We start from the raw sequence: 15,347 nt of genomic DNA, 5'->3' as shown, positions 1-15,347 counted from the left end.
CCAGCCCGCCCGCCCTCGCCCACCCGCCGCTCACCCGCCGCTCATCCCGTCGATCATGAAGTTAGCGGCGATGTGGATCTACAAAACAGCCGCCAACTTCATGATCGACGGGGCAGTCTGGGGGCGGGGAGGGGCGGGAGGGGGTCTGGGGGGTTAGGGGAGGAGGGGGTGGCGGAGGACGTTTTCTTCTCGGCCTGGGCCTACGCCTACCACGCTCACCCGGGTGCCGGTCAGCTCCTCGATGCGGGCGATGTAGCGGCGGGCGTTCTCCGGGAGCTCGTCCTCGGTCCGCGCCTTGGTGATGTCCTCCCACCAGCCGTCGAGCTCTTCGTAGATCGGCGTGGCGTGGTGGAAGTCGGTCTGCGTCATCGGCATGTCGTCGAAGCGCTCGCCGTTGATCTCGTACCCGACGCAGATCGGCACCTTGGCCAGGCCGGTCAGCACGTCCAGCTTGGTGACCACCAGGTCGGTGACGCCGTTGAGGCGGCACGCGTACCGGGCCACCACGGCGTCGAACCAGCCGCAGCGGCGCTCCCGGCCGGTGGTGGTGCCGTACTCGTGGCCGACCTTGCGCAGGTGCTGCCCGTTGTCGTCGAACAGCTCGGTGGGGAACGGGCCGGAGCCCACCCGCGTCGTGTACGCCTTGCTCACCGCGATGACCTTGGTGATGGCGGTCGGCGGGATGCCCGCGCCCACGCACGCCCCGCCGGCCGTCGGGTTCGACGAGGTCACGAACGGGTAGGTGCCGTGGTCCATGTCGAGCATGGTGGCCTGGGCGCCCTCCAGCAGCACGGTCTCGCCGCGGTCGAGCGCGTCCCAGAGCATCACCCGGGTCTCGGCGATGTACGGGCGCAGCCGCTCGGCGTACTGGAGGTACTCCTCGACGGTCTCCTCGACGTCGATCGCCTTGCGGTTGTAGATCTTGAACAGCAGCTGGTTCTTCTCGCGGAGCGCCAGTTCCAGCTTCTTGCGCAGGATGCCCGGGTCGAGCAGGTCCTGGAGCCGGATGCCCATCCGGGCGACCTTGTCGCCGTACGCGGGGCCGATGCCCCGGCCGGTGGTGCCGATCCGGGAGCTGCCCAGGTAGCGCTCGACCACCCGGTCCAGCGCCCGGTGGTGCGGCATGATCAGGTGCGCGTCGCCGGAGATGCGCAGGCGGGACACGTCCACGCCGCGCTCGGCGAGCCCGTCGATCTCCTGGAGCAGCACCTTCGGGTCGACCACCACGCCGTTGCCGATCACGATCATCGCGCTCGGTGACAGCGCCCCGGACGGCATGAGGTGCAGCGCGTACTTCTGGCCGTCCGGCGTGATCACCGTGTGGCCTGCGTTGTTGCCGCCGGAGTAGCGCACGACGTAGTCGACCCGCTCACCCAGCAGGTCGGTAACCTTGCCCTTGCCCTCGTCGCCCCACTGGGCGCCGAGCAGCACGATCGCTGGCATCTTCTCGCCTCCAGAAGGCTCGGGTGCCAGGTGGCGACCGGTCAGCGAGCCCGGGGTGTCAGGCTAACAAGTAGTGACGGCGGGACCAGCAGGGGTTGGTCGGAAAGCGGGAGGCTCCTTCGTGTACGACGTGGTGCTGCTCACCCTCGGCTCGGAGCGGGACGCTCCCGGTGGTGGCTGCGGCAGCGGCGGCGCCTGCTGCGGCGGCGCGGAAGACACCTCCGCGGAGACCGGCGAGGAGCGCTGCGAGACGCCGCGCGTACCGGTGCTGGCCTGCGCGGACGAGCTGACCGCCCGGGGTGCCCGGGTGACCACCGTGACCGCCCGGTCGGACTCCGAGATCGACGAGGTGCTGGCCCGCCTCGACGGTCCGCCGCGCGCCGACGGCCTCACCTGGCCGGACTCCGACGGCAAGACCCGGCTGATCGTCGCCACTGCCAGTGACGGTCAGTTGCGCGCCGTCCTGCGCCGGCTGGTCCGCCGGTACGCTCCGCCGCCGAGTCGCCGCCCCGCGGACCTGGCCGACAACCGTACGGTGCCCGACCTGCCCCCGATCGGCGTACTCCCGCTCGATCCGGCCCGGTCCGGGACGGCGCGGGACCTGGCCGCGCAGCTCGGGCTGCCCCGGGATCCGGCGGGCGTGGCCGCCGCGGTGCTGGACGGCACCGCTCGGCGGCTGGATCTGCTGCGCAACGACGGCGGCTCGGTGACGCTCGACGGGGCGCTGCTCGGCGCCGCCGACGACGCCGGCCGTCCGCTGCACTGGCGGGCCCGGGTCGAGGTCGACGGCACGGTGCTCAGTGACGGTTCCGAGCCGATCACCGCGTGCGCGATCGGCAACGCGGGCGGGTACGCACGCCTGGGCGAGGTGGACCTGCTGGGCGGCCCGGATCCGGCCGACGGCCGGGTGACGGTGGGCGTCGCCGTACCAGTGGTGACCCGGTCGGCGTTGGGCCGGAAGAAGGTCCGGCTGGAGGTGCGCCGGGCGCGGGGCCGCGCGGTGGCGGTGGTGCCCCGCGACGAGAAGGTGCCCTTCCTCGACGACGGCGTCGAGGGCGAGCTGAACCGCAAGCGCTCCTGGTGGACCGAGCCGGGCGCCTGGGCGGTCTGGACGGGCTGACCTCGGTCGATTCCCACCCGGCTCGCGGCGCTGGCCGGACCGCCTATCCTCGGCGGAAGGAATGGGGAGGAACCGTGGTGCACGAGAACGACGACCGGGCCCACGTACCGGGCCGACCGCAGGTGCCGCAGCGGGACGTCGAGCCGCTCTGGCCGCCGGAGGAGACCGACGCGGCGGCGGCCACGATCCCGCCGTGGGCGTCGGTGCCCTGGCCGCTCCCGCCGGCCGACGCCCCCACACCCGCGGCGACGGACGTCCCGGCGCCCCAGGCACCGGCTGTCGACCTGGACCTGCCGTTCACGCTCGACCAGGCGACGTCCGGCCCGGCACAGGCCCGGGCGACGGCCGGCCCGGCACCGGCTCAGCCGGGGCCCTTGGCGTCCGACTCACCGGTGGTGCCCGGTGCGCCGACGGCGCCTGATGTACCGGCGGCGGCCGGCTCGCCGGCCACGGCACCGGTGAGCCCGCCCCCGTCCGCGTCGCAGGCGGCTCCCGCACCGACGACAACGCCCGCCACCGGCTCGGGTTCTGCCGGCGAGGGCGCCGGGAACGGACGGACCACCTCGCCGTGGGCACAGCCGCCGCAGCGGGCCGGGTCGGACTCCACCACCACGCCGGATCCCGCCGACGGCACGGCTCCGCCGTCCGACGCAGCGCAGGCCGACGGCACCGTCGCCGGCCACGCCACCGTGGCACCGCCCATGCCGTCCGACGCCCTCCCCACCGACGGCACCGCCGCCGGCCGCGCCACCGTGGCACCACCTCCACCGTCCGGCGCCCTCCCCGAGGACGGCACCGCATCCGGCCGCGCCGCCGTGGCACCGCCCATGCCGTCCGACGCCCTCCCCACCGACGGCATCGCCGCGGGCCGGGCCACTGTCGCCGGGATGCCGGCCCAGCCGTCGCCGGAATCCGGCACGGGACCGGCAGGGGCGGGCGAGCCCGCGCCGGAGCCGCCGCCCCGCCTCGGGCCGTTCCCGCCGTCGCCGGGCGTGCCGGCGCAGCCGTCTCCCTACGGCAACGGCTACCCGCCGCCCGGCTACCAGGCGCAACCCGGTCAGCCCGGGTACCAGCCGCAACCCGGTCAGCCCGGCTGGTACCCGCCGCCCGGCTGGGCGCCCCAGACCGGCGTGCCACAGCCGGGCGGCCCGGTGCCCCCGCAGGCGCCGGTGTCCGGCCCGGTGGCACCCCCGCCGGCGCACCAGCCTCCCGCCCACCCGGAGCAGGGCTGGACGCCGCAGCAGGCGGTGCCTCCGACCGCCGAGGACTTCGCCCGCCGCCGCCAGGCCCGGCCGGTCGACCCGGTGGCCACCATGGGCGTACGCGCGGTGGTCAACAAGATCGGGCTGGTCCGGCTCGCGCCCGGGCGGCACGAGCAGGAGATGAAGCGCGACATCGAGATGGTCCGCCGCAACTTCGGCGGCCTGCGCCAGGTGACGGTGGTCAACCCGAAGGGCGGCGCCGGCAAGACGGTGGCGATCCTGCTGCTCGCCATGACGTTCGGCCAGAAGCGCGGCGGATACGTGCTGGCCTGGGACAACAACGAGACCCAGGGCACCCTCGGCATGCGGGCGCAGCAGGACTTCCACGCCCGCACGGTGCGGGACATGCTGCGCGACCTGGCCCAGTTCCAGGGGCCGCACGGCCGGGTGGGTGACCTGTCGCAGTACGTCCGCTCGCAGGGCGAGGGCATGTTCGACGTGCTCGCCTCGGACGAGTCCGCGACCGGCGGCGAGATGCTCACCGCCGCCGCGTTCGCGGAGATCCGCGAGGTGGTCAGCCGGTTCTACAAGCTGATCTTCGTGGACACGGGGAACAACGTCCGGGCGCAGAACTGGCAGGCCGCGATGGACGCCACCGATCAGCTCGTGGTCACCATGTCGGCCCGTAACGACTCGGCCGAGACCGCCGCCCGGATGCTCGACCACCTGGAGCAGAGCGGCCGGCAGCGGCTGGTCCGGCAGGCGGTCACGGTGGTCTCGATGCCGCCGTCACGCAAGGAGATCGACCTGCCCGCGATCCAGGCCCACTTCGCGGCGCGGACCCGGGCGGTGCTGCTGGCGCCGTACGAGCGGCTCATCGACACCGGCGAGCCGCTGCGGTACGGGCAGCTCTCCTCCGCCACCCGGGACGCCTGGCTGAAGATCGCCGCGTCGGTGGCGGAAGGGCTGTAGGACGGGCGCGACGGCCGACCCCCGAGAGGGCCGGCCGTCGCGGTAGTGGTCAGTCGCCGGACAGCGCGTCGCCGGCGGCCGGGTCGCAGTCGCGGAGGAACTGGGCGCACCGGGCCGCCTCGTCCGCCTCGCCGATCTCCCCCGCCGCGCGGGACAGCACGTAAAGGCAGCGGAGGAAGCCCCGGTTGGGCTTGTGCGACCACGGCACCGGGCCGTGGCCCTTCCAGCCGCTGCGGCGCAGCTGGTCGAGGCCCCGGTGGTAGCCGGTGCGGGCGTACGCGTACGCCGTGACGACCTGATCCGCGGCGAGCGCGCGGCCGGCCAGCGCGGCCCAGGCCGCGCTGTAGGTCGGGAAACGGGCCGCGACCTCGGCGTACGCCTCGTCGGTGCCCTGCTCGGCCGCCGCCGCCAGCGCGGCGTCGGCCTCCTCGTGGGTCGGGAGCAGGGTGGCCGGTGGCTCAGGCAACAGGTTCTGCATCGCCCCATTCAACCCGCTTCGCCCTCGGGTACGCGAGGGGCCTCGCCCGTACGGTTGGCTGAACGGCTGAGGGTTTCGTCACGCCTGCGGCGGGAGCGGACGTACCCGCGGCCCATGCCGCCGCCCTGGTTCTTGCACTACAAATACAGATCCGGAGCCTCCCCAGGACCCGGTTACGCAGGAGCCCGGCGGCGTGCCCGCCGGGCTCCTGTCGTTCGCGCCCCCGGTTTCGGCACTTGCCGTGCGGGGGCAGGATGACCTGGTGCCGACCCCACCACCCGCGGACGTCATCGAGCCGCACGCGCCCCACGTCAACGAGATCGAGACCCGCACCGCGTTCGAGCAGCGGCTGGCCGGGGGCACCCTGGCCGGGCTGACCGTGCAGGGCCTGCGTCTCGACCTCGACCCGGTCCCCGACCTGCGCGACGTCGACGTCACCGGCACGCTCTTCGTGGGCTGCCGCTTCGCCGGCCGCGAGGTGGGCGCGGACCTGGTCCGCCGGGGCGCCAACGTGGTCCCGCCGTTCTCCGGGCTGCCCTACCCGACCCAGCCGTCGCACCTCTACACCGCCGACGAGCTGGCCGCCGGGTTCGCCGAGGGCGGGTTCGCCGAGATGTACGACACCCGGGTGTACGCGCACTTCCGGGCGCACGGCGGCGCGCTGCCGGACGTACGCGAGGCGCTCGGTCAGCGTCTGCACGACCACGGCGTGGACAACGCGCTGGCCGACGCCACCCGGTCGTGGCTGTCCGCGCACGGCCCGCAGTCGGTGGTGGGCGTGATGGGCGGGCACGCCGTGCCGCGCGGCAGCGTCGCGTACCGGATGGCCGCCGTGCTGGGCTGGGAGCTGGCGCGGGCCGACCGCCTGGTGGTCACCGGCGGCGGTCCGGGCGTGATGGAGGCGGCGAACCTCGGCGCGTTCCTCGCGGCCTGGCCGGCCGAGGAGCTGACCGCCGCGATCGACGTGCTCGCCGTCGCGCCGGACTTCACCGACCACGACCGGTACACGGCAGCGGCGCTGGCGGTGCGCAAGCGGTACGCGGACGGCCCGTCGCTGCCGTCGCCCCGCCCGTCGGCACCCGGCACCGAGTGGGCCCGGTCCGGCGGGCTGGCCATCCCCACCTGGCTGTACGGCCACGAGCCGGCGAACCTGTTCGCGGGCCGGATCGCGAAGTACTTCTCCAACGCCATCCGGGAGGACACGATCCTGCGGCTGGCCCGGGGCGGGATCGTGTTCGCGCCCGGCAAGGCCGGCACCGTGCAGGAGGTGTTCCAGGCGGCCACCAAGACGTTCTACGGCACCGACGGGGCGAGCGGGGCTTACGTCTTCCTGGACCGCACGTACTGGACCACGGAGCTGCCGGTGGAGTCGCTGCTGCGGCCGCTGTTCGCGGCGTCCCCGTTCGGCGACCTGTCGCACACGATCCATCTGACCGACGACGTCCGCGACGCCGTCCGGGTGCTGACCGCCGGGTGACACGCGGAAGGCCGGCCCCGTCCGGGTGCCGGCCTTCCGTTCACGCGCGAGGCGTCACTTCATGGTGGTGCCGGTGGAGCGCAGGTGCTCGCAGGCCTCGACCACGCGGGCGGCCATGCCGGCCTCGGCGGCCTTGCCCCAGACGCGCGGGTCGTACATCTTCTTGTTGCCGACCTCGCCGTCGACCTTCAGCACGCCGTCGTAGTTGCGGAGCATGTGGTCCGCGACCGGGCGGGTGAAGGTGTACTGGGTGTCGGTGTCGATGTTCATCTTCACCACGCCGTAGTCCAGCGCCTCCCGGATCTCCGAGAGCAGCGAGCCGGAGCCGCCGTGGAAGACCAGGCTGAGCGGCTTGTCCTTGCCGTACTTGGCACCGACCGCGTCCTGGATCTGCTTGAGCACCTCGGGGCGCAGCTTGACGTTGCCCGGCTTGTAGACGCCGTGCACGTTGCCGAAGGTCAGCGCCGCCATGTAGCGGCCCTTCTCGCCCAGGCCGAGCGCGTCGACCATGGCCAGGCCGTCCTCGACGGTGGTGTAGAGCTTGTCGTTGATGGCGTTCTCGACGCCGTCCTCCTCGCCGCCGACGACGCCGACCTCGATCTCCAGGACGATCTTGCCCTTGGCGGCCTCGGTGAGGAGCTGCTCGGCGATCTCCAGGTTCTCCGCCACCGGCACGGCCGAGCCGTCCCACATGTGCGACTGGAACAGCGGCTCCTGGCCGGCCTTGACGCGCTCCTGCGAGATGGCCATCAGCGGCCGGACGAACTTGTCCAGCTTGTCCTTCGGGCAGTGGTCGGTGTGCAGCGCGATGTTCACCGGGTACTTCTTGGCGACCTCGTGCGCGTACGCGGCGAACGCCACGGCGCCGGTCACCATGTCCTTCACGGACGGGCCGGACAGGTACTCCGCGCCGCCGGTGGAGACCTGGATGATGCCGTCGCTCTCCGCGTCGGCGAAGCCCTTGAGCGCCGCGTTCAGCGTCTGCGAGGAGGTCACGTTGATCGCGGGGTACGCGTACCGGCCGGCCTTGGCCCGGTCCAGCATCTCCGCGTAAGCCTCGGGGGAAGCGATGGGCATGTCGAACGCTCCTTACTTACCGCTCTCGGCCGTGCAGGCCGCTGTCTTCCATGGGCGCGACCGTTCCGGTCGCTCACGTCCACGGTTGCGCCGGACCGCGCTGTCCACCGCGGGCAGTATCCCGTAGGAGCGCGAGGGGGGCACAACCGGCCCGGACGCCGCTCACCGATTCTCCAGCCGGTCCGGTACGACGACGCTGATCAGCCAGCTCACCACCGCGACCACGATGGCGCCCCAGAAGGCGGCCCAGAAGCCGTCCACGTGGAACGGGAGCTTCAGCACCCCGGCGATCCAGTCCGTCAGCAGGAACAGCAGCGCATTCACCACGAGCGCGAACAGACCGAGTGTGAGCAGGTAGAACACGCAGCCGAACACCTTGATGAGCGGCTTGAGCACCGCGTTGACCACACCGAAGACCAGTGCCACCACGACCAGGGTGAGCACGTTGTTGCCGGTGTTACGGCCGCTCACCTCCACTCCGGGCACGATCAGCGTCGCGATCCACAACGCGACCGCGGTGATCGCCAGTCGGATCAGGAAGCCCATGCCTCCCATCCTGGCACCGGCCGCGCGCCGGGAGCGGGACAATCGCCGACTCCGCCGTTCCGCCCGCCACCCAGCGGCGGCCCGGAGCAGCCCGTACGGTGGTGGGGACGATGCCCGCACGGAGAACAGGGAGGGACGATGGGTCAGCCCGACGAGGACTTCGCCCCCAGTGACCACCTCGCCCCGGAGGAGCGGGATCTGGAGGCCGAGCCGGCCGACGCGGTCGAGCAGGCCACCACAGTGACCCCGGACGACACCGACGGCGAGCCGCACCGGGGCATGGAGGTCGACGACTGGGACGCCATGGAGCAGGCCCGCGTCGTCACCGCCGACGAGGACGACTACCGCTGACCCGGCACCCGGTCACCGCAGGGCGGTGACCCGGTCCGGGTGGGCGGCGGCCCACTGGGCCAGCCGATCCGCGCGCAACGCGTCCAGGAAACCCGGGGCGAGCGTCGGATCGGGCTCGAATCCGCGACCTGTCCAGTCGTCGAAGTCCACCGGAAAGCTGAGCCCGACCGGCTCGGCGGCGGCAGCGCGGCCGCTCGCGGCCACCAGCGCCGGCAGCGACAGGTCGCCGGTGTCCGCCGTGACGGCCGGTCCGACCCGCAGCAGCAGCCGGCCGAGCTGTGCCGGGTCGGTCACCGTCCCCTGCTCCCGCAGTTGGCGGAGCAGGCCGGCGGCGTAGCGGGCCGCGTTGCGGTCCCGGTCCAGCCCGCCGTCGCGCAGGCCGTACCGCTGCCGCAGCAGGTCCACCGCCGCCGCGCCGTCCAGCCGCTGGCATCCGGCCGGGAAACGCCGCTCGGTGTGCACCGAGCGCACCGGCTCCGGCAGGCAGACCGGCACACCGCCGACCGCGTCGGTCAGCTCACGCGCCCCCGGGTACGTGAGCACCGCGCCGGCGTCGACGCGTACCCCGGTCAGCCGGGCGACCGCCTCGCGGGTCGTCCGGTAGCCGGCGGCCAGGTCGGTGCCCGAACCGGCAGCCCGGGAGAACGTCGCGTTGAGCTTCTCCGTCCCGCCCTGCGACGGCACCAGCAGGTCACGCGGGAGCGACACGAGGTAGAGCCGGCTCCGGTCGGCCGGCAGGTGCACCAGCAGGACCGAGTCGGCGCGCCGGCTGCCGGCCGGCTGGTCGACGCCGAGCAGCAGCAGGTTCAGCGCGCCGGTGGGCTCCGGCACCGGCGTGGGGAGCGCGGGCGCCGCCGTCGGCGCCGGTGGCCGGGGCGCCATCGCCGTGAAACCGACGAGGGCGACGGCCGCGACCGCCAGCGCCGTGCCGGCCAGGCGTACGCGCCGGCGGCGCCGACGGCGAGTGATCACCGCCCGGTCGACGGCGGCCCGGACCGGGCCGACGGGCGGGGTGGACTCCTCGATGCGGGCGAAGGCGGCCCGCAGCTCGTCCTCGATCATCAGCAGACCTCCACGAGTTCGGCTCGGAGGGTGGCCAGCGCGCGCGAGATGCTGGACCGGACGGTGCCGACGGCGCAGCCGAGGATCTCGGCGATCTCCCCGTCCGGCAGATCCTCGTAGTAGCGCAGCACCAGCGCGGCGCGCTGCCGCCGGGGCAGCCGGGACAGCCACGACCGGATCTGGTCGCGGTCCACGGCGGACTGGGCGTGGTCGGTCGGCGCGGGCACCGACTGGTCCGCTTCGCCGCGCAGCAGCACCCGCCGCGCCCACGATCCGCGCCGCCAGTCGATGAACTGGTTGGTGAGCATCCGGCGCACGTACCGCTCCGGGGCGTCGGTGCGGGCCACCCGCCGCCAGTTGAGCTGGACCCGGACCATGGTCTCCTGCACCAGGTCCTGGGCCTGGTGCGGATCCCCGGTCAGCATGACCGCGTACCGCAGCAGGGCACCCAACCGCGCGTCGGCGAACTCCTCGTACGTCACTGCACCTCCCGGTGTCCCGATCCATGGACGGTCCCGGGCGGCCGGAACGTTGCGGCGCGGGCCGGGCGCCCCCGGAAACCCCCGCGACAGGAACCAGGCGATCACGAGATCATCGATGGGTGCTGCTGACCCTGACCACGACCCATCGCCCGGCGACCGACCTCGGACACCTCCTGGTGAAGCATCCGGACCGCGTGCAGAGCTTCGACCTGCCCGCCGGTGCCGCGCATGTGTTCTACCCGGAGGCGGACGAGGCGCGCTGCACCGCGGCGCTGCTGGTGGAGGTCGATCCGCTCAAGCTGGGCGGCGGCCGGAAGAACCGGGCGCCGGAGGGCTTCGCGCTCGGGCAGTACGTCAACGACCGCCCGTACGCGGCGTCGAGCCTGCTCTCGTCGGCGCTGGCGAAGGTGTTCCGCTCCGCCCTGCGGGGCGAGTCGCGCGACCGTCCCGAGCTGGCCGCGAGCGCGATCCCGCTGGCCGTACGGGTGCCGGTGCTGCGTTGCCGGGGCGGCGCCGACCTGGCGGTACGGATCTTCGCCCCGCTTGGCTGGACCGTGACGGCCACCCCGATTCCGCTCGACGAGACGTACCCGGAGTGGGGTGACAGCCGCTACGTCGACCTGACGCTCACCGGCACGCTGCGGCTCGCGGACGCCCTCAACCACCTGTACGTGCTGCTGCCGGTGCTCGACGACGCCAAGCACTACTGGGTGGCCCCGGACGAGGTGGACAAGCTGCTGCGCGCCGGCGCCGGCTGGCTGGCCGGTCACCCGGAGCGGGGCCTGATCACGCGCCGCTACCTGGCGCACCGGCGCGCGCTCGCGGGCGAGGCGATGGCCCGGCTGACCGAGCTGCGGCTGGCCGACGAGCCGCCCGCCGACGACAGCATCGAGCCCGCCACCGGAGAAGTCGCGGCGGTGGAGGACGTCCGCCGCGCCTCGCTTGCGGTACGGCGGCGGGAGGCGGTGCTCACCGCGCTGCGGGACAGCGGCGCGAGTCGGGTGCTGGACCTGGGTTGCGGTGGCGGCGCGCTGCTCACCGCGCTCGTCGCCGACCGGCGGTTCACCGAGGTGGTGGGCGTCGACGTGTCGGACCGGTCGCTCGGCCTGGCCGCCCGGCGGCTGCGCCTGGACCGTCTGCCGGAGCGGCAGCGGGACCGGATCCGGCTGTGGCAGTCCGCGCTGACCTACCGGGACGACCGGCTCCGGGGGTACGACGCGGCGGTGCTGATGGAGGTCGTCGAGCACCTCGACCCGCCGCGCCTGCCGGCGTTGGAGGACGCCGTGTTCGGTCACGCCCGGCCCGGCACGGTCGTGGTGACCACCCCGAACGTCGAGTACAACGTGCGCTACGAGGGGCTGGGGCCGGACCGGTTCCGGCACGCGGACCACCGGTTCGAGTGGACCCGGGCGGAGTTCGCCGCCTGGGTGGACCGGGTGGCGGCGGCGCACGGCTACACGGCGGTGCTCGGCGGCGTCGGCGACGACGACCCGGAGGTGGGCACGCCGACCCAGATGGCGGTGCTCACCCGCGCCGACCGCGACGAGCGCGCCGGCCGCGACGAACGGCGCGACCGCGACGAACGGCGCGACCGGAACGACAGCAACGACCGGAAGGAGGCGACGAACCGATGACCGTCCTGGACATCCCCGAGCTGGCACTGGTGGCACTCGTCGGCGTCTCCGGCTCCGGCAAGTCCACGTTCGCCCGGCGGCACTTCGCGCCCAGCCAGGTGCTCTCCTCGGACACGTTCCGCGGCCTGGTGGCCGACGACGAGAACGACCAGTCCGCGTCCGCCGACGCGTTCGACGCGCTGCACCACGTCGCCGCCATCCGGCTGCGGCGGGGACTGCTGACTGTGGTCGACGCGACGAATCTCCAGCCGCACGCCCGCGCCGGGCTGATCCGGGTGGCCCGGGAGCACGACGTGCTGCCGGTGGCGATCGTGCTGGACGTGCCGGAGGCGGTGGCCTGGGAGCGTACGGAGGCGCGCGCCGACCGGACGCACGGCCGGCAGGTGCTCAACCGGATGCGCCGCGACCTGCGGCAGTCGTACGGACGGCTGGCCCGTGAGGGCTTCCGCAAGGTGCACGTGCTGCGCGGGGTGGAGGAGATCGACGCCGCGGAGGTCCGCTACGAGAAGCTGTTCAACGACCGGCGGGAACTGACCGGCCCGTTCGACGTGGTCGGGGACGTGCACGGGTGCCGAACCGAGCTGGAGGCGCTGCTGTCCCGGCTCGGCTACGTGCTGCGGCACGACGACGCGGGCCGCCCGGTGGACGCGGCGCACCCGTCGGGGCGTACCGCGGTGTTCGTCGGTGACCTGGTGGACCGCGGCCCGGACTCGCCCGGCGTGCTGCGCCTGGTGATGGGCATGGTGGCGGCCGGCCACGCGATCTGCGTGCCGGGCAACCACGAGCAGAAGCTGCTGCGCAAGCTGCGCGGCCGGGACGTCCGGCTGACCCACGGCCTGGCCGAGACGATGGAGCAGCTCGCCGCCGAGCCGCCGGAGTTCGTCGCCGGGGTGGAGACGTTCATCGACGGCCTGGTCAGCCACTACGTGCTCGACGGCGGGCGGCTGGTGGTGGCGCACGCCGGTCTGAAGGAGGCGTACCAGGGGCGGGCGTCCGGCCGGGTGCGGTCGTTCGCGCTCTACGGCGAGACCACCGGGGAGACCGACGAGTACGGCCTGCCGGTGCGCTACCCGTGGGCGCGGGACTACCGGGGTTCGGCGATGGTCGTGTACGGGCACACGCCGACGCCCGAGCCGGAGTGGGTGAACAACACCATCTGCCTGGACACCGGTTGCGTGTTCGGCGGGCAGCTCACCGCGCTGCGCTACCCGGAGAAGGAACTGGTGGCCGTTCCGGCGGTGAAGGAGTGGTACGCCCCGGCCCGTCCGCTGGTCCCGGTCGCGCCCGCGCGTCCGGACACCGTGCTGGACCTGGCCGACGTGACCGGGCGGCGGCACCTCACCCACGCGTACGGGTCGCTGACCGTGCCGGCCGAGAACGCCGCCGCCGCGCTGGAGGTGATGAGCCGCTTCGCGGTCGACCCGGGCCGGCTGGTGTGGCTGCCGCCGACCATGGCGCCCTGCTCGACGTCGACAGTGGACGGGTTCCTGGAGCACCCGGCCGAGGCGTTCGCCGACTACCGCGCGGCCGGCGTCGACCGGGTGGTCTGCGAGGAGAAGCACATGGGCTCGCGGGCGGTGGTGCTCGTGGAGCGGGAGCCGGGCCGCTTCGGCGGCGGCGTGGTGCACACCCGTACCGGAAGGCCGTTCTTCGGCCCGCCGCTCGACGACGAGCTGCTGGCCCGGGTGCGCGCGGCGGTCACCGCCGCCGGCCTCTGGGCCGAGCTGGACACCGACTGGCTGCTGCTCGACGCCGAGCTGCTGCCCTGGTCGGCGAAGGCGGGCGGGCTGATCCGCGAGCAGTACGCCGGGGTCGGCGCGGCCGGGCGGGCCGCCCTGCCGGCGGCGCTCGCCGCGCTGGACACCGCCGCCGGGCGCGGGCTGCCGGTGGACGCGCTGCGCGACCGGATGGCCGGGCGGGCCGCCGAGGTCACCGCCTACTCGGCGGCCTACCGGGCGTACGTCCGACCGACCGACGGGTTGCGCGGGGTGACGCTGGCGCCGTTCGCGGTGCTGGCCGGGGCCGGGGTGAGCTACGCCGACCGCGACCACGGCTGGCACCTGGCGCTGGCCGACCGGCTCTGCGCCGCCGACCCGGAGTTCTTCACCCCGACCCGGCGGCGGGTGGTGGACCTGGCCGACGAGTCGGCGGTGGCCGACGCCACCGAGTGGTGGCTGACGCTCACCGCGGCCGGCGGCGAGGGCATGGTGGTCAAGCCGTACGCGGGCCTGGCCGCCCGGTCGCCGAAGGGCTCGCTGCTCCAGCCGGGCATCAAGTGCCGGGGGCGGGAGTACCTGCGGATCATCTACGGTCCCGGGTACACCGAAGCGGCGCAGCTCGCCGCGTTGCGCCGCCGTTCGCTGGGACGCAAGCGCGGGCTCGCCCTGCGGGAGCACGGCCTGGGCCTGGCCGCCCTGGACGCGCTGGCCGAGGACGCTCCGCTCTGGCGCCGCCACGAGCTGGTGTTCGCGATCCTCGCCTGCGAGTCCGAGCCGGTCGACCCCCGCCTCTGACGAGGACGCCCGGTCCGGCCGAAATGCCGGACCGGGCCGGGGTACCCTGTGTGGCCGTGGACACAGCAGAGAAGACCCGGATGTTCTCCGAGAGCGTGGCGCTGAACCCGCTCGATCCGAAGGACCTCATCCACACCTTCGGCATGATCGGCGTCTGGGTGATCCTCTTCGCCGAGACCGGGTTGCTCGTCGGCTTCTTCTTCCCCGGCGACTCGCTGCTGTTCCTGGCCGGGGTGGCCGCCTCCCCGGTGGCCGACGCCATCTTCGGCGACGGCACCCGCCTGTCCCTGGCCGGGCTGATGATCGGCGGTCCGCTCTGCGCGATCGCCGGCGCCCAGCTCGGGCACTGGCTCGGCGCCCGGTACGGCCGCCGGATGTTCGAGAAGCCCAACTCCCGGCTGTTCAAGCGGGAGTACGTGGAGAAGGCCGAGTACTACTTCCAGAAGTTCGGCCCGGCGAAGGCCGTGGTGCTGGCCCGGTTCATCCCGATCGTGCGGACGTTCCTCAACCCGGTGGCCGGGGTGCTCGGCATGTCGGCCCGCCAGTTCTTCGTGTGGAACGTGGTGGGCGCGATCCTCTGGGTGGACGGCATCCTGCTGATCGGCTACCTGCTGGCCCGCCAGATCTACGACGCCATCGGCGACAAGATCGACAGGTACATCCTGCCGGTGGTCGCGCTGATCATCGTGATCTCGGTGCTGCCGATCTTCTTCGAGTTCCTCCGCGACCGCCGGGCGCGCAAGCGCGGCGAGGCGGTCGCCGTCATCACCGCGGCGACGGTGGCCGGCACTGTGGAGGCAGCCCGGGAGAGCATCGAGGAGCACCGGCCCGGGCACGGAGACGGCGGGCAGCACCGCCGCTGAGCGCGTACGGACGCCGAAGGCCGGCCCTCGGACGAGGACCGGCCTTCGACATCACTGATCTCGCCGGGTCACACGGACGACGACAGCCGTCACCGTGCGCTGATGGCGCCACCCCTCGCACGCCACC

At 73.7% G+C, this 15,347-nt stretch carries 13 protein-coding genes; 7 read left to right on the top strand and 6 right to left on the bottom strand.

What is annotated here, in order from left to right:
- Positions 1-153 precede the first annotated feature (153 nt).
- The gene (locus tag M8C11_RS19095) at positions 154-1,443 is read right to left on the bottom strand and encodes an adenylosuccinate synthase (protein WP_120572356.1); all 1,290 of its coding nucleotides are present in this window, start codon (positions 1,441-1,443) and stop codon (positions 154-156) included.
- A gap of 121 nt (positions 1,444-1,564) precedes the next feature.
- Here M8C11_RS19095 and M8C11_RS19090 point away from each other — a divergent pair, with 121 nt between their 5' ends.
- Entirely contained in the window at positions 1,565-2,563 is a 999-nt protein-coding gene (locus tag M8C11_RS19090) for an acylglycerol kinase family protein (protein WP_252451600.1), read from the top strand.
- Positions 2,564-2,637: 74 nt separating this feature from the next.
- A complete protein-coding gene (locus M8C11_RS19085; RefSeq protein WP_252451598.1) occupies positions 2,638-4,737 on the top strand; it encodes a chromosome partitioning protein in 2,100 nt (699 codons plus the stop codon).
- A gap of 49 nt (positions 4,738-4,786) precedes the next feature.
- On the opposite strand, the gene M8C11_RS19080 is transcribed toward M8C11_RS19085, so the two are convergent.
- Entirely contained in the window at positions 4,787-5,215 is a 429-nt protein-coding gene (locus M8C11_RS19080) for a DUF3151 domain-containing protein (protein WP_091414087.1), read from the bottom strand.
- A gap of 262 nt (positions 5,216-5,477) precedes the next feature.
- Here M8C11_RS19080 and M8C11_RS19075 point away from each other — a divergent pair, with 262 nt between their 5' ends.
- A complete protein-coding gene (locus M8C11_RS19075) occupies positions 5,478-6,692 on the top strand; it encodes an LOG family protein (protein ID WP_252451597.1) in 1,215 nt (404 codons plus the stop codon).
- Between the two features lie 54 nt (positions 6,693-6,746).
- On the opposite strand, the gene fbaA is transcribed toward M8C11_RS19075, so the two are convergent.
- Positions 6,747-7,769, bottom strand: a complete 1,023-nt coding sequence (gene fbaA / locus M8C11_RS19070; protein WP_252451596.1) for a class II fructose-bisphosphate aldolase — start codon at positions 7,767-7,769, stop codon at positions 6,747-6,749.
- A 162-nt stretch (positions 7,770-7,931) separates the two neighbouring features.
- The gene (locus M8C11_RS19065; protein ID WP_120572361.1) at positions 7,932-8,315 is read right to left on the bottom strand and encodes a phage holin family protein; all 384 of its coding nucleotides are present in this window, start codon (positions 8,313-8,315) and stop codon (positions 7,932-7,934) included.
- A gap of 138 nt (positions 8,316-8,453) precedes the next feature.
- Here M8C11_RS19065 and M8C11_RS19060 point away from each other — a divergent pair, with 138 nt between their 5' ends.
- The gene (locus tag M8C11_RS19060; RefSeq protein WP_091414081.1) at positions 8,454-8,666 is read left to right on the top strand and encodes a hypothetical protein; all 213 of its coding nucleotides are present in this window, start codon (positions 8,454-8,456) and stop codon (positions 8,664-8,666) included.
- A 12-nt stretch (positions 8,667-8,678) separates the two neighbouring features.
- On the opposite strand, the gene M8C11_RS19055 is transcribed toward M8C11_RS19060, so the two are convergent.
- Positions 8,679-9,728 (bottom strand): LCP family protein, encoded by a 1,050-nt coding sequence (locus M8C11_RS19055; RefSeq protein WP_252451585.1) that lies wholly within the window; start codon positions 9,726-9,728, stop codon positions 8,679-8,681.
- Positions 9,728-10,210 carry a SigE family RNA polymerase sigma factor gene (locus tag M8C11_RS19050; protein ID WP_091414070.1) on the bottom strand — a complete coding sequence of 161 codons (483 nt, stop codon included), beginning with the start codon at positions 10,208-10,210 and terminating at the stop codon, positions 9,728-9,730. The genes M8C11_RS19055 and M8C11_RS19050 overlap by 1 nt, the downstream gene beginning before the upstream one ends.
- A 119-nt stretch (positions 10,211-10,329) precedes the next feature.
- Between M8C11_RS19050 and M8C11_RS19045 the strand changes: the two genes are divergently transcribed.
- The 3 genes from M8C11_RS19045 to M8C11_RS19035 all read left to right on the top strand — a co-directional run bounded on the left by M8C11_RS19045 (position 10,330) and on the right by M8C11_RS19035 (position 15,220).
- On the top strand, positions 10,330-11,844 hold the full coding sequence (locus M8C11_RS19045; protein ID WP_252451582.1) for a 3' terminal RNA ribose 2'-O-methyltransferase Hen1: 1,515 nt from the start codon (positions 10,330-10,332) through the stop codon (positions 11,842-11,844).
- The gene (locus M8C11_RS19040) at positions 11,841-14,357 is read left to right on the top strand and encodes a polynucleotide kinase-phosphatase (RefSeq protein WP_252451578.1); all 2,517 of its coding nucleotides are present in this window, start codon (positions 11,841-11,843) and stop codon (positions 14,355-14,357) included. Before M8C11_RS19045 ends, M8C11_RS19040 begins: the two co-directional genes overlap by 4 nt.
- 80 nt (positions 14,358-14,437) lie before the next feature.
- Positions 14,438-15,220, top strand: coding sequence for a DedA family protein (locus M8C11_RS19035; RefSeq protein WP_374668701.1), 783 nt, complete (start codon positions 14,438-14,440; stop codon positions 15,218-15,220).
- Positions 15,221-15,347: the final 127 nt, after the last annotated feature.

The organism is Micromonospora sp. CPM1 (assembly GCF_023896895.1).
Lineage (GTDB): Bacteria > Actinomycetota > Actinomycetes > Mycobacteriales > Micromonosporaceae > Micromonospora > Micromonospora tulbaghiae.
The sequence above is the reverse complement of the archived record's forward strand: the minus strand, read 5'-3'. Positions and strand labels throughout refer to the sequence as shown.

Bases quoted from the DNA above. Each gene is read 5' to 3' on its own strand.
- M8C11_RS19095 (WP_120572356.1), bottom strand. From the start codon at position 1,443: ATGCCAGCGATCGTGCTGCTCGGCGCCCAGTGGGGCGACGAGGGCAAG.
- M8C11_RS19080 (WP_091414087.1), bottom strand. From the start codon at position 5,215: ATGCAGAACCTGTTGCCTGAGCCACCGGCCACCCTGCTCCCGACCCAC.
- fbaA (WP_252451596.1), bottom strand. From the start codon at position 7,769: ATGCCCATCGCTTCCCCCGAGGCTTACGCGGAGATGCTGGACCGGGCC.
- M8C11_RS19065 (WP_120572361.1), bottom strand. From the start codon at position 8,315: ATGGGCTTCCTGATCCGACTGGCGATCACCGCGGTCGCGTTGTGGATC.
- M8C11_RS19060 (WP_091414081.1), top strand. From the start codon at position 8,454: ATGGGTCAGCCCGACGAGGACTTCGCCCCCAGTGACCACCTCGCCCCG.
- M8C11_RS19055 (WP_252451585.1), bottom strand. From the start codon at position 9,728: ATGATCGAGGACGAGCTGCGGGCCGCCTTCGCCCGCATCGAGGAGTCC.
- M8C11_RS19040 (WP_252451578.1), top strand. From the start codon at position 11,841: ATGACCGTCCTGGACATCCCCGAGCTGGCACTGGTGGCACTCGTCGGC.
- M8C11_RS19035 (WP_374668701.1), top strand. From the start codon at position 14,438: ATGTTCTCCGAGAGCGTGGCGCTGAACCCGCTCGATCCGAAGGACCTC.